The following is a 25,405-nucleotide window of genomic DNA, read 5'->3' as shown; positions in this document are numbered from 1 at the left end:
TGGCTCAAGATGATTGGGCCGAACGCAGTCATAAAGGTTCAGGTACCCGTGTATCCGACGGCATCTCTTAGCATCGCAGAGCTGTTCTCCGGACCTTATCTGTTGAACATTCCGTTGTTCCAGCGGCCGTACTCGTGGGGGCGCGAGCAGGCCGAGCAATTGCTTGACGACTTGATGGAAGCTGCGGGCGTGGGCGGCAGCAGCGAAAGCGAGCAGACCTACTTTCTCGGCGCAGTCGTGCTCATGGATGCACCGGGCGCGGAGACGGTGAGGCTCTCGGCGAAGATGACGCCGCGCGAGTTCGGCGTGATCGACGGTCAGCAGCGTATAGTCACTCTTATGACCTTGCTCGCGGTGCTGCGCGATCTCGAAAGCGACGCGAAGAAGCCTGTCGGCAAACGCGTTTCCAGCATGCTCGTCGCGCAACTCGGCACGCGATTTTTCCGAACCGAGCGGTTCCGCATGCATTTGTCGACGCGCGAACGGGCGGTTTTCGAAGACAATATTCTGCTGCCCGGCAGTTCGGTGCAGCCCGCTTATCTTGCGCTGCCGTCGGTGGCGGAAGCGACGCTTCTTGAAGTGCGCGACCGCTTCACTGCGGTGTTGTCGGAGATGACGAACACCGCGCGCCGGACGCTCGCCGACTTCGTCGCCGACTGCTGCTATGTCGTGGTGATCGTTGGCAGCGACATCGACCGGTCGCACCAGATGTTCGTCGTCTTGAACGAGCGCGGAAAGAAACTGCAGCGCAACGACATCCTGAAGTCGGACATCCTCTCTCGCATGGCGACGGGCAACGGCAAATGGGCGGCCGACGTATGGGATGAGATGGCGCTGGCGCTTGGCGAAGGCTTCGAAGCGTTCTTCGGACACGTACGAACGATCTATGGCCACGGGCGGTTGCAGATTGTTTCCGGCGTTCGTCAGGTTATTCGCGACTGCGGTGGCTCGGAGGCATTTTTTCGCGACGTCTTCTTGCCGTTGGCCAAGGCGTACGTGCTGGTTCGCAGCAACGGCGCCAACGTGCTCGCCCCCGACATGCAGCGGACGCTCATTTATCTGAACCGGCTGCCGGAAGGGGACTGGGCGCCGGCGGCGATGATGGCGCTGAAGGACTGGAAGCGCGATCCAGGCCGCTCGGCACTGTTGCTTCGCGAAATTGAACGGCTTGCGATGCTGACGCGGCTGCTCTGCGCCGGGTCCGGAAAGCGCGTGCGCCGCTTCTCCGAACTAATCAAGGCGATGCGAAATGACGAGCCCATCGACGAGTCGCATCCGATCTTGCAGTTGTCGCGGGAGGAAGTTCGCGGCATCGCTTTCCACCTCAAGGATTTCCACAAGCGAAATCCGAAAGTGTGCAAGCTGCTGTTGCTGAGGCTCGGCGATGAACTCGAGAGTGGGATGGATGCGGTCGATCCTGATCTCTACACGATCGAGCATGTGCTTCCTCAGCGACCGTCGGCCACGAGCCCCTGGCGGCAGGTCTTCGCCAGCACCGAGGAGCGTTCGCAGCTGGTCGAAAGCCTCGGCAATCTCGTGCTGATCACGCAGCAGGAGAACGATCGCGCCCGCAATGCGACGTGGGACGAAAAGAAAGCCATCTACGCGAAGGGTTCCGCCAAGGCGCCTGTGCTCGCGATCACACGGGATGTTCTGGGCGAGTCCGAGTGGCGCAAGGCCCAGATCGAGGCACGGGAAATGCGTCTCCTGCAACTCGTCGAAAAGCTCTGGCGCATCGATCTTCTCGCGCCGAGGCAAGGCGCGCGCGGCGCGGTGAAACCCGTAGAAGAACCTGAGGAGCCGATGCGGCGTCTCGCTTAGGACACGTCGAACGCGTCCTCAGGCAGCCGCAAGTTCACCGGCAAGTGCTTTGGCGATCAATCCGCGCGTCTCCTGGATGCCATAGAGCGCAACGAACGTGCCGAGGCGTGGCCCGCGTTCTTGTCCCAGCAGAATCTCGTAGATTGCCTGGAACCAATCGAGCTTCACGCCAGGACCGCCGCTCGGGCTCGTCTTTGTCAAATCCTGATAACGCGGAATGGCGCGGCCGACATCGAGCAAAGTGTTCTGGATCGTATCTCCATCGGAGCCGGCAGGCAGGGCAGCGAGTGCCTTGTCGAGGTTCTTCAGCGCTTCGATCTCAACCTCGTCCGGCGCGCGGAACTTCTTCGTCGGCTTTACGAAGTCCTCGTAATAGCGGATGGCGTAGCCCGCGAGCTTATCGAGGATGGGCGCGTTGTCCGGTTCAGCACCCGGAGCGTAGCGGCGCAGGAAGCCCCAGAGCACGTCCTTGGTGTGAGCATGCGAAACGGAGACGAGGTTCAGCAGCAATCCGAATGTCACCGGAATTTCTGGCTTCGGCGGCTCGCCAGCGTGGATGTGCCAGACGGGGTTGTCGATCTGCTGCTTGGCCTCCTGCTTCGGAAATGACGACAGGAACTGCAAGTACTCATCGACGGCGCGCGGAATGACATCGAAATAGAGACGCTTGGCGGTGCGCGGCTTCTGGAACATGAAAAGCGCGAGGCTTTCGGGCGAGGCGTACGTCAGCCACTCGTCGATCGTGAGGCCGTTGCCGCGCGACTTCGAAATCTTCTCGCCCTTGTCGTCGAGGAAGAGTTCGTAGACGTAATGCTGAGGCGGCACGCCGCCGAGGATCTCGCAGATTTTGTCGTACACCGGCGCATTCGTCTGATGATCCTTGCCGAACATCTCGAAGTCGACGCCAAGCGCGACCCACCGCATGCCGAAGTCCGGCTTCCATTGCAGCTTCACGCGGCCTCCGGTGACGGGGAGCGTGACGTCGCGGCCATCTTCGTCCGCGAACGTGATCGTGCCGTCCTTCGGATTGACCTCTTTCATCGGAACATAGAGCACACGGCCGCTCTTCGGCGAGATCGGCAGGAACGGGCTGTACGTCGCCTGGCGCTCGGCGCCGAGCGTCGGCAGCATGACGTTCATGATGGCGTCGTAGCGCTCGGTGGCGCGCAACAGCATCTCATCGAAGCGGCCAGCCTTGTAGTACTCGGTGGCGCTCGCGAACTCGTATTCGAAGCCGAAGGTATCGAGAAACCGGCGGAGCATGGCGTTGTTGTGGTCGCCGAAGCTCTTGAAGTCGCCTCCGAACGGATTGGGCACCGAAGTGAGCGGCATCTGCAGATAGGGTTCGAGCGCCTTGCGATCCGGCACGTTCTCCGGAATCTTTCGCATTCCGTCCATGTCGTCGGAGAAGCAGAGAAGGCGCGTCTTGCGCTTGCCTTCCGTCAGCGTTTCGAAGGCGTGGCGCACCATCGTCGTGCGCGCGACTTCACCGAACGTGCCGATGTGCGGCAATCCCGAAGGACCGTAACCCGTCTCGAACAGGACGGTTTTCGTCGCGCCATCGGGCAGGCTTTCGAGCCGCTTGATCAGGCGGCGCGCTTCTTCGAACGGCCAGGCCTTGGAGTCGGTAGCGGCGGCGGACTGCTGAGGCGTGTAAACGAGTGCGGTCATCGGTTTGCTGTTATGGTTTTGCCGGAGATTGCAGGGGACAGAAGGCGCGCACCGTAGGTGGCCGGGCGGGCAGCGTCAACGCGCCTCAGACCGCTTCGCGACAAATGCCGCAACGGCGTCGGCAGCGGCCGCGAGATTGGCTTTGCGCGTGAAACCGGATCGACCGCGCGGGCCGAAATCATGGTCGCCATCGTCCATCCACGCGAAGGCTATTTTGCGCGATAGCTTAAGCGCTTCGACTTCGGCGCGATTGCCAAATGGGTCACGTTCGCCTTGGACGATGAGGGTCGGGCAACGAAGTTTGAAGAGGTGCTCGGTTCTGAGCTGCTCAGGTCTTCCGGGTGGATGAAACGGGTAGCCCAGGCACACGAGGCCCGCGATCGCGCCTTCGGAGAAAAGCGAATCGGCCACAAGGCTCGCGACCCTACCCCCGAGCGACTTCCCGCCGATCACCAGCGTTTGATCGGGATGAGCCTTCGCAACTTCGGCGACGGCGGCGCGATATTCATCAACGAGGGCTTCGGCGCGGGGCGGCGGGCGCTTCGACCCGCCCGTGCGGCGGCCGGCCATATAAGCGAACTCGAAAAGCGTGAGCGCGATCTGCCGCTCGGCAAGAAGAGCGGTTATCGCATCAAAAAACGAAGAACTTATCCCCGCTCCCGCGCCGTGAGCTAAAATCAATCTCGTGACGGTATCTGACGGTCCGCGCTCGATCATGAAGGTCGAGGGCGGGGCCGGTTTAGGGCCGGACCGGTTTTGAACAGGAGTCATGGTGGTCACAATTGGATTGGTGCGGGCTGATACATTGCGGAAAGTGCAAACGATACGGGAATCGCGGCGGCCGGGCTGTGACAGTTGGCAACACCGCAGCCTGGAATTGCACCTCTCGTCTGAATTTCGCCTGAGAATAGGCTAAGATGGGAATTCGTGAATTGAAACGGGGACGAAGCATGAGAGCCGTGAAGGTTTTGGCGCTCACGGCCGCCTGTTTATTGGCGGCGGGGGGCGGCGTCCTATTCCAGCGCCCCGATGCGCCGCTTGCCTTTCTGACCGCGTTCTCGGTCGCCGTCGCCGAGCCGGCAAAAAGCGAAAACGCCGTCGATGTTCCCTCGTCTCCCGATCCCGCTCGCCCGGAGCCAGCCAAGGTTGCGCCGCTTCCCGATTTCGTGCCGCAGCCACACGCTCTGACGCGGACCGACAACAGCGCGCAATCGGCCGAGGATCCGGAAGGTCCGACGCCGCCTACGGATACGCCAGCGGCGGCGCCTGCCGACACAACGACCGGGTCGGTTTCATCCGATTCGGCCGCCTCCGCGGCACCTGCCGAGTCGGCGTCATCTGCTCGAGCGGTCGAGATCAAAGTCGAACCTATTCCGGGAATGGCTCCGGCCAAGGCGCCGGTTTGGCCGAAGTTCATCGGCGCGAAGAACCTGTTCGGAGAAGCCAAGAAGCCGGCACCGATGGAAGCGCGCGCTATCGGCAGCTATTCGCGCGGCTGCCTCGCAGGCGCGGTGCCGCTGCCGATTGATGGACCGGCGTGGCAGGAAATGCGCCTGTCCCGCAACCGCAACTGGGGGCATCCGCAGCTTATCTCGCTTGTCGAGAAGTTCGCGAACGATGCGCAGAAGCTCGATGGTTGGCCCGGTCTCCTCGTCGGCGATATCGCGCAGCCGCGCGGCGGGCCGATGATCACCGGGCATGCGAGCCACCAGATCGGACTCGATGCCGACATCTGGCTGACGCCGATGCCGAAGAATCGCTTGAGCCGCAAAGAGCGCGAGACGCTGGAAGCCACGTCCATGCTCGACAGCACTTCGCTGGCGGTCGATCCGAAAGTTTTCACGGCGAAGCAGGTCGCGCTCATCAAGCGCGCCGCGTCCTATCCCGAGGTCGAGCGGATCTTCGTGCATCCGGCGATCAAGAAAGCGCTTTGCAAGGCGGCGGGCACGGACCATGCGTGGCTCGGCAAGGTGCGGCCCTGGTACGGCCACTACTATCACTTTCACATGCGCATCAAATGCCCGGCTGGCATGACTGTGTGTTCGCCGCAGCCGCCGCCAACGGGAGATGATGGTTGCGGCAAGGAAGTGGACGCGTGGCTTGCGAAGGTCATTCCTGCGAAGACAACGCCGGCACCCATTCCGCAGCCTTCGGGTCCGCCGAAAGCTCCACGTCCGCCGTTGATGCTGGCGGAGCTGCCGAAGGAGTGTCAGGCGGTGCTGGCGGCTGGACCGGACGCAGTGAAAATTCCGCCTGAAGCGCTGATGACCACAGCGCAGGTGAAGAAGGCGCTCGCCAAGGCTGCGGCGGTCAATCTGGCGCTTGCCAAAGCTTCCACGGCTACGGCCGCAAAGGGAACGGGGGCGCAACTCGCCAGGAGCCCCGCTCTGCGGCCGCACCTGCACAAGTCGGCGACTGCCGATCCGAAATGACGGTGGCCGCCGCTCGGTTCTAGGATCGTGCGCAGCGTTGCAATTCGCGCTGCTTTCGCCCATGCGGGGAGCGAAAATCGGGAGCGATCAATAGTCGTTGGCGAAAATCCGGACGCGACGACGCGGCCGGCCCATGAAGCCACAGCCGACCGCGATCAGCAGAAAGATCATTGTCGCCGGCAACGACAGAAACGTGGTCAGCACCGGGTCCCAGAGGATCGGCGAGATCTGGTGGGAGACGGTATGCTCGAGCGCGGAGAGAAAGGCTGGCGCCAGGTTCTGCAGGTGTTGCAGCAACGATATCGCGCCCTCGCCATCCGAGCGCGGGCGGGAAACGTCGGCGGCGAACGATATGAGCGTAAACAGCGCAAAGAGCGCGGCGAGAAACCGCAGCATCAGCCGGGGCCGGGTGTCGGGGTTCACGAGACTCGCGACCAGGGCGATCAACAGGGAACCGGCAGAAACCTGCAGCAGCATCCCGTGGGGAGCCTCGCCCATCTCGTACCATAGCCAAAAGTAGGCTGTTGCGGACAAAACCGCCAGGGCGGCAAACACCTTGAGCAGCGTGGAACTGGTCATGAACGGCGCTCGTCCGATTGGTCCATGGACCTTTTTGAGGGGCGCCGGGGCGGCGGTCAAGTTCCCAAGAATCATTTCAGGGTGACGTTGCGCTCGGAGCGCGGATGCGTATAGTGCGCCGCTTCCAGGCCGGACGGAGAGATGGCCGAGTGGTTGAAGGCGCTCGCCTGGAACGCGTGTAGGCTCGTAAGGGTCTCGTGGGTTCGAATCCCACTCTCTCCGCCAAACACCTCGGTCCAAACGGGACCATATCGTCTGACTAGGTTCAGCGTCGTGGCTTCTCCCCGTTCAAGCGCGCAGTCGTCGAGTTGAAAGTCGATGGTCTCCCAATCCTGGCCCAAAGCGATTTCATGGCCGCGACAGGCGCACACCGTGCTCGGGCATCTGCGAGCCCAGGTTCAATCTGATCACTCTCACTGAGCGCGTGAGTCGAATGCAGTTTGCTTGGTTCAGTTACGCTCGGCGGCTACTAAAAACGACGCATGCGAACCAAATTCCTTTTAAGCGTTCTGGCTGAATGGGCGTCGCTCAATTTCGCTGCGAGATAGCAGACCGTTATCGCGAAGAAGCACTATGCAGCTGCCCTACTCTGGGGCTTTGAGCCGACCGACTCCGGTCGTATAAGCCCTGATAGCTGCTGCGATGCGGCAATCTAAGGGGGGCTGCGTGCGACAAGGTAAGGCTGCCGAGCAGGACGAAGCGGGCGTCGCGGAGCACCGCCAGCACTTCTGGCCTCTCGTCATCGGGTCTATTGGCGTTGTTTTCGGTGATATAGGAACCAGCCCACTCTACGCTCTTCGCGAAGCTGTTAACTCGGCCCAGGGCGTAGGAATTTCGAACCGCGAAGCGGTTGTGGGCGTTCTTTCCATGATCCTGTGGGCACTGACTTTGATCGTGACGATCAAGTACGTCATGGTCCTTCTTCGCATCGACAATAAGGGCGAGGGCGGAACGTTCGCTCTCATGTCACTGGGCCAGTCGGTCGCCAAAAGAAGCGCACCGATCGTCTTAGGGCTTGGGATTGCAGGCGCTGCGTTTTTCTACGGCGATGCCGTTATCACTCCTGCTATTTCTGTGCTGTCAGCAGTGGAGGGTCTCAACCTCATCACGCCCGCATTAGAGAAGTTTGTTCTGCCAATCTCGCTGCTAATTCTGGTTGCCCTTTTTTCCATGCAATCGCATGGAACGGCCAAGGTCGCCAATGTGTTCGGGCCCATTACCGCCATTTGGTTCGTAGCGATTGCCGCCGGCGGCCTGATCCACTTAGTCGATAATCCAAGTGTGCTTGCGGCTCTCAATCCGTTGCCGGGCATCGAGTTTGCGGCAAGCCATGGTGTCATCGGCCTCACCGTCATGGGGCTCGTGTTCCTATCCGTTACAGGAGCGGAGGCTCTTTACGCGGACCTCGGTCATTTTGGGCGCAGGCCCATTTCCTTTGCCTGGATATGGCTCGTATTTCCTTCGCTCGCGCTCAATTATCTCGGGCAAGGGGCGCTCATACTTTCAAATCCGGCGGCGCTGGAAAATCCGTTCTTCAGGCTTTATCCGCATTGGGCTCTTTTCCCGATGATCGTTCTTGCGACGTTGGCGACCGTCATTGCAAGTCAGGCCGTGATCACCGGCGCCTTCTCTTTGACCCGGCAGGCCGTTCAACTTGGATTAGTGCCCCGGCTTGCGATCCATCACACGTCCGAGGCCATGGCAGGTCAAATTTACTTGCCTCGCATAAATTGGCTTTTGCTCGTAAGCGTGCTCCTCGTCGTCATCGTATTTAGAGATTCAAGCCATCTCGCCTCTGCTTATGGCGTATCCGTTACCGCGACGATGGTCATCACGTCATGCATGGCATTTTTCATTATCTGGAGGCTGTGGGGCTGGAGCATCTGGCGAGCGGCTGCACTCATTCTTCCGCTTGCGCTTATCGAGCTAGCGTTTTTTATGGCCAACATCCTGAAGATCGTTGATGGCGGATGGCTGCCCTTGGCGCTAGCCGCCAGTGTTGGACTGGTCATGCTGACATGGCTCAGGGGCGCGCGCATCGTCGAAAAGCAAATGCGAAAGAACGAGGCCGAGCTCGATTGGCTCATCAAAAAGCTCGAGGCAAAGCCACCTTTCCGGGTTTCGGGAACGGCAGTCTTTCTGACCCCTGACGTCAATTCCGCGCCGACTTCGCTGATGCATAACTTGAAGCACAATCGTATCTTGCACGAACGCAATATCGTGCTGTCGATAAAGACGAATGATGTGCCGCGCGTGCCAAGTCGAGCGCGACTCGAAATAGAGCGCCCCAATGAAACATTTGTAAAAATCACCGCGCACTATGGATTCATGGAGACGCCGTCGATCCCAAAGATTTTCAACCAATGTCGGAGAAAGGCCCTCAACGTCGACTTGGGCGCCACGTCGTTTTTTGTTTCGCGACGGGTGCTGCGACCCACCTCAAAGTCGGAAATGCCCCGGTGGCAGGAGATGCTTTTCATCGCCTTGACCCACGGAGCCGAGGACGCAACGACATATTTTCAGATCCCTACGGATCGCGTCGTTGAGATGGGAACACAAATCGCAGTTTAACGCGCGGGTTGGGGGCAGGTCACACCACGCGGTACCTCGCCCGGCGGGCACGAAAAACATGCCCTCAAGCCTTATGTCTTTCCTATATCGCCAGCCCTGACTTCGTCTCGAATCTAAATATCGCAATCGCTATGTCACCGTCTCGAAAGGAGATGTGCCATGGCATATCAAAGCTTAGCATACATCGGACGGCCGGCAGTCGGCAGCAACGAAGACCACAAGAGTGCAGCCCGCAAGATAGGTTACAACATCTTCGCAATCGTTGCGTTGATGACGGCTGCTGCAACCGTGTCGAGCGCGTATCACCCAACGAATGGCCAAGTTGCGAATCCCCGGCTGGCGTCGATGGGCGTAAAGAACGTTCCGACGTCGTTTCGGGGCGCACCGCCAGTCACTGAACACAAATGATCTGGGCCAAACCTGATACGGCCTAGTCCCGGCCGGACGCAATTGATCTCAGCTGCGTCTGGCCGCCTGTTCGGTGCAAAGGAGTTCCGCGATGCTTGCCAGTTCGAAAGTGTCCGAAGCGCATGGCATCCCGTCGGCTGGTCTCTTTTACACGGCGCGCCGGCTTGAACTCGAGACGCTCGCGCGACGCGTTGGAGGTTGCCACAAGGGTAACGCTCCGGCCCGCGCAAGCGGATCTTATAGGATCAATCGGTCAACCTCCTTCATGGCCGGTCGATGCGAAGAGGCTCGTGCAACTCGATCTCGGGGCATCGGGCCGAAACGTTTGCGTTTCGAACATACCGGGGCCATCGGGAACCGCCGCATCGTGCCGGGCGTTTTGTTGCCCGATACCAAAGGAGGTTTCCGGATGGATGCGAAATCGTTTCTGATCGGCGCGTTGATCGTAGCGCTGCTCGCGGGCGGCTATTTCTATTACGACAGTACGCGCAGTCAGGTCAGGGTGGACGCCGGCGGCGTAAAGATCCAGGCGGATTGATCAATCAAACAGGGGCGCTTCGGCGCCCCTTCTTCGTTGCCCGCATTTCAGGCCGCAAACACAGGCTCGGCGGCATTGTTGCGAAGGGGCAAACGGTTTCTCAAGGACAGCAGGTTAAACTGGCCTACGCAGCGGGCGAGGCGACCACCGCCTCGCCGCCCGGCGCTGGTCATGCAGCGGGGAGCAGTCAACCAGCACCGTACCGGGACCGGCACGAAGTGTCGGTCTCGGATTCTCATAGGTGCGTAGATGAGCCGTTATCCCGCCCGGATCAGCCTGGGCGAGAGGATGCTCCGAGGATGGTTTCAAAGTTCTAAATGCTCGCCACCGCCGCGTGCGTACGGCGGTCCGCTGCGATCAGCGGTTCAGCCAACGAGCTGCGCGTCGCATTCGTGCGCCGGTACCAGTATAAGACCAGTGCAAGCGAGCGAGGAGAGGGACGCCATGCAAGTTCGAATTTCGATCGTGGCTGTAATAGCGGCGCTGCTGATGGTGTCGCCTGCTACGGCGGAGGGCGTCCGATACGTTTGCGCCGACAACACGGAGCTGACGGCGACATTTCACTCCGATCCGGGATTTGCGGATCTCGTATTCGCGGGCAGCAGCGAACACTTGACGCTGCCGCAGGCATTGTCAGCCGACGGCGGCCGTTACGCTTCTGGAAATACAGAGTTCTGGATCAAGGGCAACGATGCAACGCTGACGCGCGGCGACAGTCGGACGACGTGCAAGCACTGACGCTGGGGTCAGCCCGCCGTCATTGCGGAGGAGGCGGTGCAAGACGGGAAATGATGATGTGCGTCGAACCGTTGGCACCCTCGGATGATGCGCACACGAACCGCGCATCATTGACGTCGAAGACGTTGTGGCCGTTTTCCTGCATCGCGCGCTGCGCGCAAATGATCGAACCGCTGCGGACGGCGGGCTCGCTGCTGGAGACGACGATGGCGCCGACCGATGCCAGAAGGTCGTAGAAGCGCGACGGCGGCCAAGCCGCATTCCATTGGGCAGAGAGGCGGGGCGAAGGGGTCTCGCTGACCGTCGGACAGACGAGTGCGAGTTGCTCGGCGTCGGGGTGCTTGAGATTGATCACCACGGCCTGATCGTTCGTCGAGCGATCGATGATCGTCAGCTTGGAAACTTTCTCGACCAGCGTGGCAGCAAGCGCGTCGCATGGGTCAGCATGGCAAGGCGAGGCGATGGCGAGCGCTCCGATCACGATCAACGATTGCATCCGCCAAGCGGCCATCTGCTCTTTCTCCTTCGAACTCTTTCCTGGTGGCACTGTAGCTCGCGCACGATCGGGCGTCGCCTAGACCAATCGAGGGGCGGACATGAGGCCGGCCGATGAACCGGACCGAACGGGGTCAAGACACGGGCTGAGCGGCTGGGCTGGAGGCGAGAAACGTGTGCAGAGCGGCAACCACCTGCGCGCCTTCGCCGACGCCCGCGGCAACGCGCTTGATTGATCCGGCGCGAACGTCACCAATCGCGAAGATGCCGGGCACGCTCGATTCCAGGGAAGCACAATCCTCGCCAGCACCGACGCCGGTAAGAACGAAACCTTTGGGATCGAGCTTGACGCCAGTGTTCGATAGCCACCCAGTTTCCGGATCAGCGCCGATGAAGAGGAAGAGGTGGCGGATCTTCCGCTCGACCTCTTCGCCGGACGCCCTTCGCCAGGAGATGCAATCGAGGATGCCGTCCGAGCCGTCGAGGCGCGTAACCTCGCATTGCGTGAGAATTTCAACGTTGGGAAGTCCGCGAATGCGATCGACCAGATATTGCGACATGCTTGCCGAGATATCGCCGCCGCGCGCGAGCAGCCAAACCTTCTCGGCTCGGCCCGCAAGATAGACGGTGGCTTGTCCGGCAGAGTTTCCAGCGCCGACCAACACAACTTCCTGATGCGAGCACAGTTTGCCCTCAAGAGGGGATGCCCAATAGTGCACGCTGCTCCCCTCGAAATCTTTCAGGTTGTCGACGGAGAGCTGGCGATAGCGGACGCCACTGGCGACAACGACGCTGCGTGCGCGTACGGTCTGATCGTCGGAGAGGCGCAACGTGAAGGTGTCTCTGCCGCTATCGCGACGCGTTTCGAGGGCGACCACTTGCGATGGGATCGCGAATTCCGCGCCGAACTTCTGCGCCTGGTTGAATGCGCGCGCCATGAGGGCCATGCCGGTGATGCCGGTAGGAAAGCCTAGATAGTTCTCGATGCGCGATGATGCGCCTGCCTGACCGCCGAACGAACGGCAATCGAGCACAAGGACGGAGAGGCCTTCGGAGGCGGCGTAAACGGCTGCCGCCATGCCGGCAGGGCCAGCGCCGACAATCGCAACGTCATAGAGGCGGTCGCCATCGAGCGGCCCAACGAGGCCGATGCAGCGGGCGAGCTTCAGCTCGGGCGGATTTTGCAGAAACTCGCCGCTCGGACACAAAACGATCGGCAGCGCGGACTTGTCGACGTGGAACCGCTCGATCAAAGCGCGGGCTTCGACATCGGTTTCGGGATCGAGGTCGGTGTGGGGATGGCCGTTGCGAGAAAGGAAGTTCTGCAGGCGCAGAACATCACTGTCTCCGGCTGGGCCGATGATGACGGGACCTGCTCCCGTCTCGAGAAGGCCAACGCGGCGCAAGATCAGTGCGCGCATGATGCGTTCGCCGAGTTCGGCCTCGGCAATGAGCAGCGAGCGCAGTTTGCTTGGCGCAATCACGACCGCTTCGACGTCGTCGGTCGCGATCGCATCGACAAGCGAAGGGCGGCCCGACATCTGCGCGAGTTCACCCATGAATGAGCCGGGGCCGTGGGTGACGATATGTTTGCTGGCGCCAAGCATGTCGCGTTGGGAAATATCGACGTGGCCGCTCAACACGATAATGAGACCGGCACCCACTTCGTCGATCTTGGCGAGATAGTCGCCGCGGTGGAACGTCTTGGTCTCGCCGAAACGGCGGACGCGCTCGACCTCGTGCGGTTCGAGCAAAGGAAACATCTGCTCGCGCCGCTTCGCGATGGTGGACTGAGGTTCCGACGCCATAAAAATCTCGTGCTCCTGTTGAATTGCGGTCATTATTGCGAGCGGCGCAAATTACGCAACGCAAATGCCACCGTGCGCATTTGCGATTAGCAAGGCGACGTCGCGCGAAATAGAGCAATGTCTGCCATGCGCTGCAAATGTATGCGCGCGAGCTTAAAAGGAGCGTCCGGTGTCCGATAAAGTTTTAGTGTTCTATGGCTCGTATCGCAGCGACCGCATGGGCATTCGGCTCGCCGATTTTATTGTCACGAGAATGAAGCAAAGGGGTGCGGACGTCGAATTCATCGATGCGAAAGCGGTGAATCTCCCGATGCTCGACCGGATGTACAAGGAATATAAGCCGGGAACCGCGCCTGAAGCGCTGGAGGCGCTTGCGCAGAAAATCAAAGCAGCGGACGCGTTCCTGTTTGTCGTCGGCGAATATAATTGGGGCGTTCAGCCCGGGCTGAAAAATCTCACCGATCACTTCCTGGAAGAATGGTTCTGGCGGCCGGCGGCGATCGCGAGCTATTCCGCTGGGCGATTTTCCGGCGTGAGATCGGCCATGGCCTGGCACGGGACGCTGTCTGAGATGGGCATGATCATCATTTCGAGCACGCTCGCCGCAGGTCCGATCGCGCAAACGCTCGATGAAAAGGGCGAGCCGACCGGCGAGGGCGGGAAGGCGCTCGAACGGTCCTTTCCAAGGTTTGCGGATGACCTTGCGTGGTGGACAGAAGCAGCAAGGACTCAGCGGGCGAAACGCGCTCCACCTTATTGACGCGGGGATGGAACCTTTTGCCATTTAGGACGTTTCTGGCGACCCTGCCCTTGCCGTATGGCGCTTTGTCAGAAACTACCGTATCGAGACGGGTAGATACGGGCTACCGGACAATTAATGAGCGGAAATTCTCCTCACCTCCTGCGCGTGACCTATGCGTTCGCGGCAGCAGCATTCTTAACGCTGGTTGTTCTGGTCGCCGTCTCCTTCTGGCTTCTTGAGAAAACGAGCTCATCGACAGAAGACGTCTTAAAGCGTCGTCAGCAGCGGACCTCGCTGACGCGCCTCCTGTCGGCTGTCCAAGATGCGGAAACGGGCCAAAGGGGTTACCTGCTGACCGGCGAGCAGCGGTACCTATCGCCGTATCTCTCGGCCGTTCAGAACGTGCCCCTGCGGCTCGGCGAAGTTCGTAATACTTTCGCGGATTCGCCGGCGGCTAAGGCGGCGATCGAGCAAATTGCGGTCGAAGTTAATCAGAAGCTCGAGGAGCTGGCGCAAACAGTTCAGTTGCAAAGAGACGGCAAAATTGCGGATGCGCTTGCGATCGTGAAGTCAGATCGCGGCAAAGATATTATGGACGTCATACGACGCCATATCTCCGAGCGGATTGACGATGTTGAAGCCCAATTGGCGGTGAGCGCCGCGGCGCAAAGAGAGAATGCCGCGCTGGCTCGCTGGTTTACCTTAGGGGCGGGCCTCGTCATTCTGCTGGCGGCCCTCGGCGCGACGTTAACGATCCTGCGATATACGCGCGAGCTGGTGGCGGCCCGCGCAGAGATGGAGCAGCTGAACGCGGGTCTTGAGTCGCGGGTCAAGGAACGAACGGCCGATCTTCAGCGGGCCAACGACGAAATTCAGCGGTTTGCCTACATCGTTAGCCACGACCTCAGGGCGCCGCTTGTCAACGTCATGGGATATACGGCGGAGCTTGAGGCGGGCCTTGGCACTTTGAGCGCCCTTTGCGACGATCCCAAACTGGATGAGTTGGCTTCGGGGCCCGGCGCGCGTGCTGCCATTCGCGAGGACTTGCCGGAGTCCATCGGATTCATCCGAACGTCGACGCATAAGATGGATGGCTTGATCAAGGCGATCCTGAAGCTGTCACGCGAAGGGCAACGCGTGCTGCGGCCTGAGCCGATTGATCTGCAGGAATTCTTCCAATCTTCTATCGCGGCGGTCCAGCATCGGCTGAATGAATCCGAGGGCCAGGCGGAGATCGTCGGTCAGCTACCGGTCATTGAGAGCGATCGGCTTGCGCTTGAACAAGTGTTCGGTAACCTTCTAGATAATGCTATCAAATACACCGTTCGCGATCGCAAGCCGAAGATCACGATCCGTCAGCGCCCCAGCCTTTGGGGCGCCGTCGTGATCGAGGTCGAGGATAACGGACGAGGTATCGCGGCAGAAGATGCTGAACGTGTGTTTGACCTGTTCCGCCGCGCGGGTGTGCAGGATAAGCAGGGCGAAGGTATTGGCTTGGCGCACGTTCGAACCCTGGTCCGACGCCTCGGGGGCGACATCGTCATGACTTCAGAGCTGGGTAAAGGCACGACCTTCCGGGTTATGCTGCCCCGTAAGCTGCCGGAGAAGCGGAATGAGCAATAGCGAAGGCAAGGCGGTTCAGATCGTCATGATCGAAGATGATGCCGGGCATGCCCGTCTCATCGAAAAGAACATTCGCCGGGCAGGCGTGAACAACGATATCCTCGCGTATGCGAATGGGACGGAGGCGCTCGCGTTCCTCTTCGGTCCAGACGGCAGCGGCGAAAGCAGCGCGAGGAAACATCTGCTCGTGCTTCTGGATCTCAATCTTCCGGACATGACGGGCGTCAGCATCCTGGAGAAGATCAAGGCGAACGAACATACCAGGCGCACTCCGGTTGTCGTTCTGACGACCACCGATGACGAGCGCGAAATCCAGCGCTGCTATGATCTGGGCGCCAACGTCTACATTACCAAGCCCGTCGACTACGAGAACTTCGCCAATGCGATCCGGCAATTGGGCCTATTCTTCTCGGTCATTCAGGTTCCGGAAACGAAGTGACGATGTCGCCACGGGTGCTCTACATCGATGACGATCCGGGCATCGGGCGCTTGGTACAAAAGACCTTGCAAGCGGGCGGGTTCGAGGTCGAGCTCGCTCAGTCAGGCGACAACGGCCTCCAGCTTATCCGCGAGAAGCACTTCGATATTGTCGCGCTCGATCACCACATGCCGGGCAAGACCGGATTGCAGGTGATCAAGGAGATCCGCGCGCTCGATAACCCGCCGCCGGTGATCTACGTGACGGGTTCAGAGGACAGCCACATCGCAGTTGCCGCGCTGAAAGCCGGCGCCATCGATTACGTCTGGAAAGATGTGCAAGGCCACTTTCGCGAACTGCTGGCGAAGTCGGTTCAGACTTCACTCGAGCAGGAGCGTCTCCGACGCGACATGGAGGCGGCCGACGCCGAAATCCGCGCGGCGCGTGACCGGGCCGAATTGCTGCTGAAGGAAGTCAACCATCGCGTGGCCAATTCGCTTGCCATCGTCGCCGGGCTGCTGACCCTGCAGCGGCATTCGCTGACGGATAGCAGCGCGCAGCATCTGCTCGATCAGATGAGCGCCCGCATCATGGCCATCGCCGGTGTGCACCGCCGCCTTTACACGTCGCATGACGTGACGATGGTCGATCTCAAGGAGTATCTCACGAGCCTCATCGCCGACATCAAGACCGCGATGGGAGATGCCGGCCGAAGCCATCCGCTTCATCTCAATTGCGCGCCGTTGTCGATCACGACCGATCGGGCGGTGTCCGTCGGCATAATCGTGACCGAGCTCGTGACGAACGCCTATAAGTACGCGTATCCCCACCGCACGGACGGTGATATCCGCGTCGATGTCGACGTGCGCGATGGTCAGGCCATTCTGACGGTCGAGGATGATGGCGTGGGCCTCGAAAACGCGCAGACGTCGGGCGGGACGCGTCTAGGTACGCGGGTCATGACGTCAATGACGTCGAGCATCGGCGGGACGCTCGATCTAACGGGCAGTGCGCAGGGCACGCGCGCGACGTTGAAGTTCCCGGCCTAGGTTCGCCTGTTCGCAGCGCTCAGTGCAGAGGGCTGAAGCCCAATCTTTGCAGCGCGCTTTCGCCGAGTGTGCGATCGCTGCCACCGGTTTTCACCAGCCGATCCAAGTGGCGGACCGTGCGGGACAGGTTGCGGTGCATCGTTTGCTGAAAGAAGATCCGCGCCACGTCATCGTCCTGAAGCGTCATAATGAGCTGTGCTTCGGACCGGGCTTCCTCGAGGTCGCTTTCCGTCATCATCACTCACCCCACTCTCGTGCGCGCAAGTTCAGGCGAAGAGTTGCGCTCGTTCGGACGTTTTCCGGATATTGGATTCCCAGAAAAGACCGAATTCCGCAACTGTCATAATTGCTATAAACATTTTAGCATTGCAGCCAAGAGCTTCGCGATGCGTGTCAGGCAGTTGCTTGCGTCGGCCATGGCGGCAGAGGCGGTAAACCGAGAACGGTTCTAACAATCGCAAACGATCGGCGATGGATGGGCGTGGCGCCAAGCGCGTTCAACGCTGAAACATGTTCCCGCACCGGATAGCCCTTGTGTGATCGCAGGCCATAGCCGGGATACTGAACGTCGAGCTCGCACATCAGCCGATCGCGTGAGGTCTTGGCGAGGATGGAGGCGGCGGCGATAGATAGGCTTTTGGCGTCGCCTTGAATGATCGCCTGCTGGGGCAGGTCGACATCCTTCAGGCGGCGGGCGTCGATCAGGATATGCTGCGGGGCATGCGCAAGGCCTTCGACGGCACGGCGCATGGCGAGAATGCCCGCCCAATAGATGTTGATCTGATCGATCTCTTCGACTTCCGCCCAGCCGACGGACCATGCCAACGCTGTGGCTTTGATTTCGACGGCAAGGCGGTCGCGTTCTGCAGCATCGAGCTTCTTGGAATCGTCGACGCCGGGAATGCGCGTGCCGGGCGCGAATATCACCGCCGCCGCACAGACGGGGCCAGCGAGCGGGCTCATCCCAGCTTCGTCGACGCCGGCGACACGCAATGTACCGGCGTCCCACAGTGCCGTTTCGAACCGCAACAGCTTCCGGAGGCGCTGACCTTCTGACCGGTTCTCGAAGCGTCGACGGTCTACCGCATCCAGAATGGCTTTCGCTCCGGCGCGCGTATCCAGTTTCAGCGCGTCCTCGATGCTCTTATCGAGCGGGCGGCCTTCGCGCACATAGCGCTGGTTAAGTTCTGAAAGATTGAGTTTCACGACGGTCGCGTACCGGTCTCGTTAGGCGAGACCGTGGCACGCATTTTTCGCGACCGTCAACACCCTATCCGGGGTTGATCGCGGGTAGGATGTCGGGCTCTTCCGGCGGTTGGTCGGGCGGCGGAGGAGCGACCGGTTCCTCCGGCGCATTGTCCGGTGTATTGGGCTCGACGTTAGGATCGAAGTCTGGATCGGATCCTGGATCGTGCGGGTTGCCGGGGCGGCCGCTTTGCGAGTTCATGATTGAATGCATGGCTGCTTTCGATCGCGAGAACTTACGATGAGGAGGCGTTATCGGTTTTGGCGGTGTCCTCCTCTTTGGATCGCCGTTGTTCCGAAACCAGATTTTCGCGCTGTTGGGTGCGATCTTCCCTGGCGACCGAAGCTCGCTCGGTTGGCGTCGGGCTTTCGTCTTGGCGCGGCTGCTGTGACTTGTCTTCAGCGGGGTGTGTTCCAGGGGTTCTGGGCGCGGGACGTTGGGCCATGGGTTTTCCTCTTCACTAATCTCCCGTAAGCCAAGTCCCGTCTGAATTAGTTGGTTCCATCGGGAACAAATTTGGGCGGTCTGCGTCGTTGGCTCGATGGATAAGCCAACAGCCTCCCGATCCGATTTACCGACGCACGGCGCGGTCGTTTTGCCGAGCGTGACGGTCGATAGCTACAACCTAGAACTCCGTGACGACGACGGTTTCGTTGGCGACAAAGCCAGCAAAGGCGCGTTCTGGGAAATCGTCGAGAAATGGCGAAAGCCGCTTCGCAAGATCGGCGAAGATCCGTTCGGCGATAGGAGCACCGATAAGCTCAAGAAGGACGAGCTTGCCGAAGAGCTCAAGGAGGGCGACCCTGAGGCTGCTGGCCTCGTGCAGAGTGCTGTCGAGGAATTTTCTCAGCAATTCGCCCAAGTCATTCGTCGCTTCATCAAGACCAAGGAATGGCGCGACACGGAAGCAATCGTGGTCGGCGGCGGCTTTCGCGGCAGCCGCTTAGGCGAGTTGGTCGTGGGGCGCACCGGCCTGATATTGAAGGCTGAGAATATCAAGGTCGATCTCGAACTCATCGACAATAACCCGGATGATGCAGGGCTACTCGGCTCAGCCCACCTTTTGCCAGCGTGGATGCTGAAGGGACACGACACGATGCTCGCCGTCGATATCGGCGGGACGAACATTCGGGTCGGAACGGTAGAGTTCAATCTCAAAAAATCATCAGATCTGAAGAAGAGCAAAATATTGAACTCAGAAATCTGGTGCCATGCCGATGCGGAAACCAATCGCACGGAGGCGGTGGCGCATCTCGTCAAGATGCTTGAAGGCCAGATCAAGGCGAACGAGAAGGACAAGTGCGCCTTGGCGCCGCTGATCGGCATCGGCTGCCCTGGCATCATTCGCGAGGACGGCTCGATAGATCGTGGCGGACAGAACCTGCCAGGTAACTGGGAGAGCCGCAGCTTCCATCTGCCCGGAGCGATCAAGGCGGCGATCCCTGAGATTGGGGGATCGGAAACGATGATCGTGATGCACAACGACGCCGTGGTGCAAGGTCTAAGCGAACTGCCGCGGATGCAAGATCGCGAACATTGGGCAGTGCTCACGATCGGTACCGGACTTGGTAACGCGCGTTTCACCAACAGGGACGTGAAAAAGCGCTCTTAAGGTCCTTCGCAGTGCCGCTGGTTACACGCTTCTTAGGATTTTTCTGGCAGACAAGCGTGTGCCACCATCGCTTGTCTTCACAAACACCAGGCCTGGCGGCCGGGCACCTCTTTGAGCATTTTTAACTGAGGAGGTGCCCGTCATGATTTCGCTGCGGCATGCCGCTTCGCGGCTGCAGGAAGCTCATCAACATTCGCAATTCCAAATGAAAGTTTATGTCCGCTGGCGATGCCAAACGGCTTGCCCGGCTTCCACAGGTATCGGGGCATAGACCCTGCTCGGAATTTGCGATGCCCAGTGTATAACGACCCCAGGGAAGCGCTGAGGGTTTCGCACGATGCAGTTCTACCAAACTACCTCAAGGATCGGACAAGCCTGCGAACTTTTCGCCTCGGTCAAAAGATTGGCCGGGGGTTGCCTTGCGGCCGTGATGTTGTTGACCCTTGAAGGCTGTTCTGGACAGACGCCAAACCTCGCGGCGCTGCAGCCGGCAGCCGGGGCAACGGATACGGCCGTGCGTTCCGAGCCCGTGGTGCCGGGGAGACGAGCCCGCGTATTCATCTTCGCGGGGCTGGGCGACAAGTGCGAGCAGCTGCCGGCGCCTGAAGTGAGCATTGTCGTACCGCCCTCAAAAGGCGATATCGCCTTCGTTCCCGGGCAGGAAACCACGATCCAATATTCCGCCAAGGGTACGTGCCTGGGCCAGAAGGCTACGGGAACGGCGGTCTATTACACAGCGTGGGTGGCCGCCCAGGGCGTCGACCGCTTCTCGATTACGGCAAAACTTGCGAGCGGTGAGACCGTGACGCGGTCCTTCGAGGTGGCGATCGCGGAGTAGGCCTCCCTCTCCGCGCCAATGGTATCGGGCCGTAAGTGTTCTTTAACCCCGGTGCGGCACAGTCATTCCGAATTCATTTAATTTTCGGAGCCTGCTGTCATGCGTAGCTCGCTGCGGTCCGCCATTCCCGCTGCGCTTTTGGCCTTCCTAGCCCTGACGCCGGTCATGGGCGCCTTCGCGGAAGATGGCGAGGTTGAGAACGGCATGGCTGACGGCTCGCAGCTCTCGCCTGAGGGCACCCCACCCTTCGTTCCTGGCGCCAACAATCTCAATACCGTGCCTGAGGATGGTGCGAGCGTCCGTAGCGTCGACATGCCGGACAGCCCGTGGGTGAAGCGGCTGCTGGCCACCCGCTCCAAGGAAGATCTCGTGATCTGCATCGCGGGCTGCTACAGCGCGCGCGATCGCGTCGTCTATGCTCAGCCGACGACGATTCCAGCCCGTACGGCTGAAGCCGTTCCGACCGGTAAACCGAACCGCTCGGCTGCGGCCGAGCCGCGCAATCAGGCGAGCGTCAACCGGACGAACTGATCGCGTTTCGGCGCCGCGCTTCAGGCCATATTGTGACGGGAAAACGGCCGGTTTTCCTTGATGTTCATTCATCTCGTTCATCCCGCGATTGGGTGCGCGACAAACGACGGATCGCGCGGACGTCTCGCGTTCTGATCTCCGATGGCCGGGCAACGACCCTCATTGCCTTCCCCGGCCCCGAAGGAGACACTCATGAAAAACCTATCGCGCGGCACATGGATCGCGCTTGCTGCCATCGCGGCAGTTCCGGCAACCGTAGCAATCGCAAAGACAACCGACGGCGGTGGCTGGCGATCGATGACGCCGGAGACGCGTTCGCGTCTCGAGGACGGCCGTATCGCCATGGTGAAGACGGCCCTTCAACTCACGCCGGATCAGGAAAAGCTTTGGGCTCCTGTCGAAGCGCAAGTCCGCGACGCGTTCAAGTCGCGCGAGGCTCGCATTGAAGAGTGGAAGAAGAAGCGCGAAGAGCGAAAGGCGGAGGGCGACAAAGCCGATGCCGAAAAGCGTCCCGATCTCGCGGCTCGCTTCGAGAAGATGAGCAAGCGGATGGGCGAGCGCGCCGACCGGCTGAAGGCGTTCTCCAGCGCGTTCTCGCCGTTCTATGCATCGCTGTCCGACGAACAGAAAGATGTGTTGCGTCCGTTGATGCGTCAGCTAGCCCCAGGCTTCGGACATCATCCTGGGCATCGCTTCGCTGACGGATGGGGTCCGGGCGGTCGCGAGCATGGCGGCTGGTTCGGACATCACGGCCAGATGGATCGCGGCGGCCCGCAGATGCAGGACAATGACGACAACGACGGCGGTCCGGCACAGGAGCAGCAGAGCCCAGCGGAGCCCGACAAGAAGGGCTAAAGGCACGCTTCCCCTACCTCACTCACTTCTCGCATCGAACTTGGCCGGGCATGAAAACGCCCGGCCTTTTTTATGGGCCGGGCGGAATCTCGTCTCGTTATCGCCTGAGCTTAACGCGCCGGACGGGCGCGATTGCGATCATCGTCGCGACGCTTCATGAACTTTGGAGCGCCGCCGCTCTTGTTCCAGGGAGCGCTGTCGCCGCCGCCGCGCTGGGCCTTGCGCGGTGCGTTTCCGCCCTCACGATCACGGCTGGCGCCGCTGGCATCTTGACGATGGCGGCCTTCTGCCTGCCGCTGCGGGTGGCGATGATCGTGGCCATTTTCACCGCGATGATCGGCGCGGTGCTCGCCGCGATGGCCATTCGGGCGGTGGTGGTCGTTGGAACCATGATCCCGGCGGCGTTCGCCGTTGGCCTCGTGTGAGCGTCCGTGCTGGTCGCGCGGGCCGCGTTCGTCGCGTTGTTGCGGGCGTTCAGCACGGGGAGCGCGATCGGGACGCGGGCGGCGTTCTCCTTGCGGTGCACGCTCGCGATGTTCAGCGACACCAAACGTGGCCTTGCCTTCGACGCCACCCTCAGCGTGCTGCGGAGGATGATTGCGTCCGCGAGCCGGGCTGCGCTGCCGATCGTCGCGACGCTCCGCGTTGCGCTCGCCCGACGGACGTCCGTGAGCAGGACGGCGTTCCTGCCCGGCTTGACGCTCGCTGCGTGCAGCGCCGTCGCGATGGCGATGTTCGCCGCCGCGGCCAGCGCCTCTGCCTTCGCGATGCTGGGCTTCGCCGTCACCGGATGCCCGATGACGCGGGAGCGGTGGGAGGGTTTCCCCGCCGACGTCGTCGATCACTTCGATCGGCTGCTTCATCATGCGCTCAATGGCGCGAACTTCCTGGCGCTCGGACGGATCGCACAGCGAGATCGCGATGCCGTTCGTGCCTTTGCGCGCCGTGCGGCCGACGCGGTGCACGTACGTCTCGGGATCAAGCGGCATGTCGAAGTTGATGACGTGCGTGATGTTCGAGACGTCGATGCCACGGGCAGCAATGTCAGTCGCAACGAGCACGCGGATGTGGCCCATCGTGAAATCGTTGAGCGCACGCTGGCGGGCGTTCTGAGCTTTGTTGCCGTGGAAGGCGCTCGCCGAAATGCCTGCCATGCCGAGGCGATCAGCCACGCGATCCGCGCCACGCTTGGTGCGCGTGAAAACGATGACCCGCGAGGCCGCTTCGTCGTTCAGGATCGTGTGCAGGCGGCTTTGCTTCTCTGGTGTCCGCACGACCATGATCTTCTGATCGATACGATCGACGACGATCTTCTTGGAAGACAGATCGACGCGATAGGGATCGTGAAGGATGTCGTAGGCGAACTTCTTGATCTCTTCGGGCATCGTCGCCGAGAAAAGCGCTGTACGGCGCTTCTGCGGGATGAGCGAAACGATCTTCTTGATGTCGCGAATGAAGCCCATGTCGAACATGCGATCGGCTTCGTCAATGACGAGCGTCTGCACGCCGGAAAGATCGCAGCTGCGCATGTTGACGTGGTCAAGCAGGCGGCCCGGCGTCGCGACAAGGATGTGCACGCCGCGTTTGAGCGCGTTGATCTGCGGGCCTTTGCTGACGCCGCCGAGAACGACGGCGCGGCGAAGGTTCATGTTGCGGGCCAGCTTGGCGACTTCCTGGTCGATCTGCACGGCGAGTTCGCGCGTCGGCGCAAGGATAAGAGCAGAAACCTGCTTCCATTGCGGATCGGTGTTCTCGGCTGCGATCTTGTTCAGGATCGGCAGGAGGAATGTCGCTGTCTTGCCAGAACCCGTCTCGGCCATGCCGAGCAGGTCACGGCCTTGAAGCTGTGGTGGAAGCGCTTGCGACTGGATCGGAGTGGGGGTGGTATACCCGCACTGCGTCAGGGCACGCGCAAGAGGCTCTGCGAATGCGAAAGCCTCGAAAGATTCGGTTGTCAAAGTGAAAAAGTCCCAAGGGCTTCGATGCCCGCGCACGCCTGTGCCGGGGTTTCGTCCCATGGCCCACACCGGCGCTTTCGGGGTGCGGCCTTGTCTATAAGGATTGATCTCAATGCAGGGTCGAGCGCGGTGATTGAACCGCTTTTGAGTGGCACGAGGACCCGAGCGCCATCGAAGAGCAATGTGGTGCTAGTGCCGATATTCGCTTTGAAAGTCAAGGATGATCGTCCGCCGGTCTATCACCTGTGTCGCTCCGACGCGGAAAAATTTACGCTGGATGAACAGCTAACCAGAAATTAGGAGCGCGTTAAGCGTGCTGATGCGCGGCATCGCCCAGGGCGGTCACAGCCCGACGCATGGCCTCCATGACGCCTTGTTCGGTCATCGAGTGCCCGGCGTGATCGATGATTTCGAGGTGAGCCGAGGGCCAAACGGATGCAAGCGCGAAAGCGCTTCTGGGAGGGCACAGGAGATCGTAGCGGCCTTGGACGATCGTGCCCGGGATGTCATGCAGCCTGTGGGCGTTGGCCAGTAATTCGCCGGGCCTCAGGAAGAAGCTGTGTTTGATGTAATGCGCTTCGATGATCGGCGTAGGCGGCAGTCGTGCACCTGCGTCGACGGATTGCGGAATGGAGGCGTGCCTGGGCGCCAGCTCGGAGAGGGCACGCTCGTAGGCGTTCCAGGCATGAGCGGCGCGCGTGCGCTCAGAGCGCTCTGGACCTGTCAGCAGACTGACATATGAAGCGAGCGGATCGTGGCGGTCAGCCTCGGGGAGGGGGGCGCAGAATGCCTGGTAGAGTTCCGGCCGGAAGATCTGCGGGCCTTCGACGAAAGCCCAAGCCACTTCCTCATCGGTGCCCAGGAAGAGGGCGCGGAGCACCAGTGCGTTGACTCGTTCCGGAAATCGTTCGGCATAGGCCAGCGCCAACGTCGATCCCCACGATCCGCCAACGACCATCCAGCGGGCGACGTTGAAATGTTCGCGGACAGTTTCGAGATCGGCAATGAGGTGCGCAGTCGTGTTCGCGTGGCAGGAGAGGTAGGGGTGACTCCGACCGGCGCCACGCTGATCAATCAGAAAGACATGGTCTCGCGCCGGATCGAACAGCGTCCGATGCAGCGCCTGGGCTCCGCTTCCAGGTCCCCCGTGCAGGAAGACGATTGGTCGCCCTCCCTTTTTTCCGACCTCCTCAACGTAGATCCAGTGACCGTCGCCCACAGCCAGCATGCGGGCGTCAAAAGGGCGGAACGATTCCGGGAGGGTCTTCATTCTCTCTGCTGAGCATGGTTTTCGTTAAACGACAAGTTCAGCTGCTAAGACCCTTGCAACCAAATGATGAGCTCACGACTGACAAACGTTCGAACTTGGCTCATGACACAGAAACGAGAACCCTGAGTTTGCTTGTACGGCAATTGACGAAATCCCCGCCCATTCCTACGTGCCCCCCGCTGCAACTTTTGACGTGGTGCGC

At 60.7% G+C, this 25,405-nt stretch carries 24 protein-coding genes and 1 tRNA gene; 15 read left to right on the top strand and 10 right to left on the bottom strand.

Annotation, left to right across the window (positions count from 1 at the left end):
• Positions 1 to 9 precede the first annotated feature (9 nt).
• Positions 10 to 1,821, top strand: a complete 1,812-nt coding sequence (locus EKK30_RS06700; protein ID WP_290982152.1) for a DUF262 domain-containing HNH endonuclease family protein — start codon at positions 10 to 12, stop codon at positions 1,819 to 1,821.
• An 18-nt stretch (positions 1,822 to 1,839) separates the two neighbouring features.
• On the opposite strand, the gene EKK30_RS06695 is transcribed toward EKK30_RS06700, so the two are convergent.
• Together EKK30_RS06695 and EKK30_RS06690 are read right to left on the bottom strand one after the other, a co-directional pair.
• A complete protein-coding gene (locus EKK30_RS06695) occupies positions 1,840 to 3,492 on the bottom strand; it encodes a lysine--tRNA ligase (RefSeq protein WP_290982149.1) in 1,653 nt (550 codons plus the stop codon).
• A 75-nt stretch (positions 3,493 to 3,567) separates the two neighbouring features.
• Complete coding sequence (locus EKK30_RS06690; protein ID WP_290982146.1) at positions 3,568 to 4,263, bottom strand: alpha/beta family hydrolase; 696 nt, start codon at positions 4,261 to 4,263, stop codon at positions 3,568 to 3,570.
• A gap of 179 nt (positions 4,264 to 4,442) precedes the next feature.
• Here EKK30_RS06690 and mepA point away from each other — a divergent pair, with 179 nt between their 5' ends.
• Positions 4,443 to 5,924 (top strand): penicillin-insensitive murein endopeptidase, encoded by a 1,482-nt coding sequence (mepA, locus tag EKK30_RS06685; protein ID WP_366927323.1) that lies wholly within the window; start codon positions 4,443 to 4,445, stop codon positions 5,922 to 5,924.
• Positions 5,925 to 6,011: 87 nt separating this feature from the next.
• On the opposite strand, the gene EKK30_RS06680 is transcribed toward mepA, so the two are convergent.
• Entirely contained in the window at positions 6,012 to 6,503 is a 492-nt protein-coding gene (locus EKK30_RS06680; RefSeq protein ID WP_290982143.1) for a hypothetical protein, read from the bottom strand.
• A 135-nt stretch (positions 6,504 to 6,638) separates the two neighbouring features.
• Between EKK30_RS06680 and EKK30_RS06675 the strand changes: the two genes are divergently transcribed.
• From EKK30_RS06675 to EKK30_RS06655, 5 genes are all read left to right on the top strand, one after another.
• Positions 6,639 to 6,728, top strand: a tRNA-Ser gene (locus EKK30_RS06675).
• A 441-nt stretch (positions 6,729 to 7,169) separates the two neighbouring features.
• A complete protein-coding gene (locus EKK30_RS06670) occupies positions 7,170 to 9,074 on the top strand; it encodes a potassium transporter Kup (protein WP_290982140.1) in 1,905 nt (634 codons plus the stop codon).
• A 159-nt stretch (positions 9,075 to 9,233) separates the two neighbouring features.
• Positions 9,234 to 9,482, top strand: a complete 249-nt coding sequence (locus EKK30_RS06665) for a hypothetical protein (RefSeq protein ID WP_290982137.1) — start codon at positions 9,234 to 9,236, stop codon at positions 9,480 to 9,482.
• Between the two features lie 409 nt (positions 9,483 to 9,891).
• Positions 9,892 to 10,020: a hypothetical protein gene (locus EKK30_RS06660; protein ID WP_290982135.1), complete on the top strand. Its 129-nt coding sequence runs from the start codon at positions 9,892 to 9,894 to the stop codon at positions 10,018 to 10,020.
• Between the two features lie 444 nt (positions 10,021 to 10,464).
• Complete coding sequence (locus tag EKK30_RS06655; protein WP_290982132.1) at positions 10,465 to 10,758, top strand: MliC family protein; 294 nt, start codon at positions 10,465 to 10,467, stop codon at positions 10,756 to 10,758.
• A gap of 19 nt (positions 10,759 to 10,777) precedes the next feature.
• On the opposite strand, the gene EKK30_RS06650 is transcribed toward EKK30_RS06655, so the two are convergent.
• On the bottom strand, positions 10,778 to 11,269 hold the full coding sequence (locus EKK30_RS06650) for a hypothetical protein (RefSeq protein ID WP_290982130.1): 492 nt from the start codon (positions 11,267 to 11,269) through the stop codon (positions 10,778 to 10,780).
• A 118-nt stretch (positions 11,270 to 11,387) separates the two neighbouring features.
• A complete protein-coding gene (locus tag EKK30_RS06645; RefSeq protein WP_290982127.1) occupies positions 11,388 to 13,061 on the bottom strand; it encodes an FAD-dependent oxidoreductase in 1,674 nt (557 codons plus the stop codon).
• Positions 13,062 to 13,230: 169 nt separating this feature from the next.
• Between EKK30_RS06645 and EKK30_RS06640 the strand changes: the two genes are divergently transcribed.
• From EKK30_RS06640 to EKK30_RS06625, 4 genes are all read left to right on the top strand, one after another.
• Positions 13,231 to 13,821 carry an NAD(P)H-dependent oxidoreductase gene (locus tag EKK30_RS06640; protein WP_290982124.1) on the top strand — a complete coding sequence of 197 codons (591 nt, stop codon included), beginning with the start codon at positions 13,231 to 13,233 and terminating at the stop codon, positions 13,819 to 13,821.
• Between the two features lie 117 nt (positions 13,822 to 13,938).
• Positions 13,939 to 15,426, top strand: coding sequence for a CHASE3 domain-containing protein (locus tag EKK30_RS06635; RefSeq protein ID WP_290982122.1), 1,488 nt, complete (start codon positions 13,939 to 13,941; stop codon positions 15,424 to 15,426).
• Positions 15,416 to 15,865: a response regulator gene (locus tag EKK30_RS06630; protein ID WP_290982119.1), complete on the top strand. Its 450-nt coding sequence runs from the start codon at positions 15,416 to 15,418 to the stop codon at positions 15,863 to 15,865. The genes EKK30_RS06635 and EKK30_RS06630 overlap by 11 nt, the downstream gene beginning before the upstream one ends.
• A 2-nt stretch (positions 15,866 to 15,867) precedes the next feature.
• Entirely contained in the window at positions 15,868 to 16,893 is a 1,026-nt protein-coding gene (locus tag EKK30_RS06625) for a response regulator (RefSeq protein ID WP_290982116.1), read from the top strand.
• A 19-nt stretch (positions 16,894 to 16,912) separates the two neighbouring features.
• On the opposite strand, the gene EKK30_RS06620 is transcribed toward EKK30_RS06625, so the two are convergent.
• The 3 genes from EKK30_RS06620 to EKK30_RS06610 all read right to left on the bottom strand — a co-directional run bounded on the left by EKK30_RS06620 (position 16,913) and on the right by EKK30_RS06610 (position 18,352).
• Positions 16,913 to 17,131 carry a hypothetical protein gene (locus tag EKK30_RS06620; RefSeq protein WP_290982113.1) on the bottom strand — a complete coding sequence of 73 codons (219 nt, stop codon included), beginning with the start codon at positions 17,129 to 17,131 and terminating at the stop codon, positions 16,913 to 16,915.
• A 155-nt stretch (positions 17,132 to 17,286) separates the two neighbouring features.
• Positions 17,287 to 18,099 (bottom strand): ribonuclease HII, encoded by an 813-nt coding sequence (locus EKK30_RS06615; RefSeq protein ID WP_290982110.1) that lies wholly within the window; start codon positions 18,097 to 18,099, stop codon positions 17,287 to 17,289.
• A 64-nt stretch (positions 18,100 to 18,163) separates the two neighbouring features.
• A complete protein-coding gene (locus EKK30_RS06610; protein WP_290982107.1) occupies positions 18,164 to 18,352 on the bottom strand; it encodes a hypothetical protein in 189 nt (62 codons plus the stop codon).
• Between the two features lie 328 nt (positions 18,353 to 18,680).
• Here EKK30_RS06610 and EKK30_RS06605 point away from each other — a divergent pair, with 328 nt between their 5' ends.
• From EKK30_RS06605 to EKK30_RS06590, 4 genes are all read left to right on the top strand, one after another.
• Positions 18,681 to 19,751 (top strand): ROK family protein, encoded by a 1,071-nt coding sequence (locus EKK30_RS06605; protein ID WP_290982104.1) that lies wholly within the window; start codon positions 18,681 to 18,683, stop codon positions 19,749 to 19,751.
• A gap of 430 nt (positions 19,752 to 20,181) precedes the next feature.
• Positions 20,182 to 20,589: a hypothetical protein gene (locus tag EKK30_RS06600; protein WP_290982101.1), complete on the top strand. Its 408-nt coding sequence runs from the start codon at positions 20,182 to 20,184 to the stop codon at positions 20,587 to 20,589.
• Positions 20,590 to 20,688: 99 nt separating this feature from the next.
• The gene (locus EKK30_RS06595; RefSeq protein WP_290982098.1) at positions 20,689 to 21,120 is read left to right on the top strand and encodes a hypothetical protein; all 432 of its coding nucleotides are present in this window, start codon (positions 20,689 to 20,691) and stop codon (positions 21,118 to 21,120) included.
• Between the two features lie 192 nt (positions 21,121 to 21,312).
• Positions 21,313 to 21,975 carry a Spy/CpxP family protein refolding chaperone gene (locus tag EKK30_RS06590; protein WP_290982095.1) on the top strand — a complete coding sequence of 221 codons (663 nt, stop codon included), beginning with the start codon at positions 21,313 to 21,315 and terminating at the stop codon, positions 21,973 to 21,975.
• A gap of 110 nt (positions 21,976 to 22,085) precedes the next feature.
• On the opposite strand, the gene EKK30_RS06585 is transcribed toward EKK30_RS06590, so the two are convergent.
• Entirely contained in the window at positions 22,086 to 23,933 is a 1,848-nt protein-coding gene (locus EKK30_RS06585; RefSeq protein WP_290982092.1) for a DEAD/DEAH box helicase, read from the bottom strand.
• 307 nt (positions 23,934 to 24,240) lie between these two features.
• Entirely contained in the window at positions 24,241 to 25,203 is a 963-nt protein-coding gene (pip, locus tag EKK30_RS06580; protein WP_290982089.1) for a prolyl aminopeptidase, read from the bottom strand.
• Positions 25,204 to 25,405 lie beyond the last annotated feature (202 nt).

Source organism: Hyphomicrobium sp., assembly GCF_003987855.1.
GTDB lineage: Bacteria > Pseudomonadota > Alphaproteobacteria > Rhizobiales > Hyphomicrobiaceae > Hyphomicrobium_B.
The sequence above is the reverse complement of the archived record's forward strand: the minus strand, read 5'-3'. Positions and strand labels throughout refer to the sequence as shown.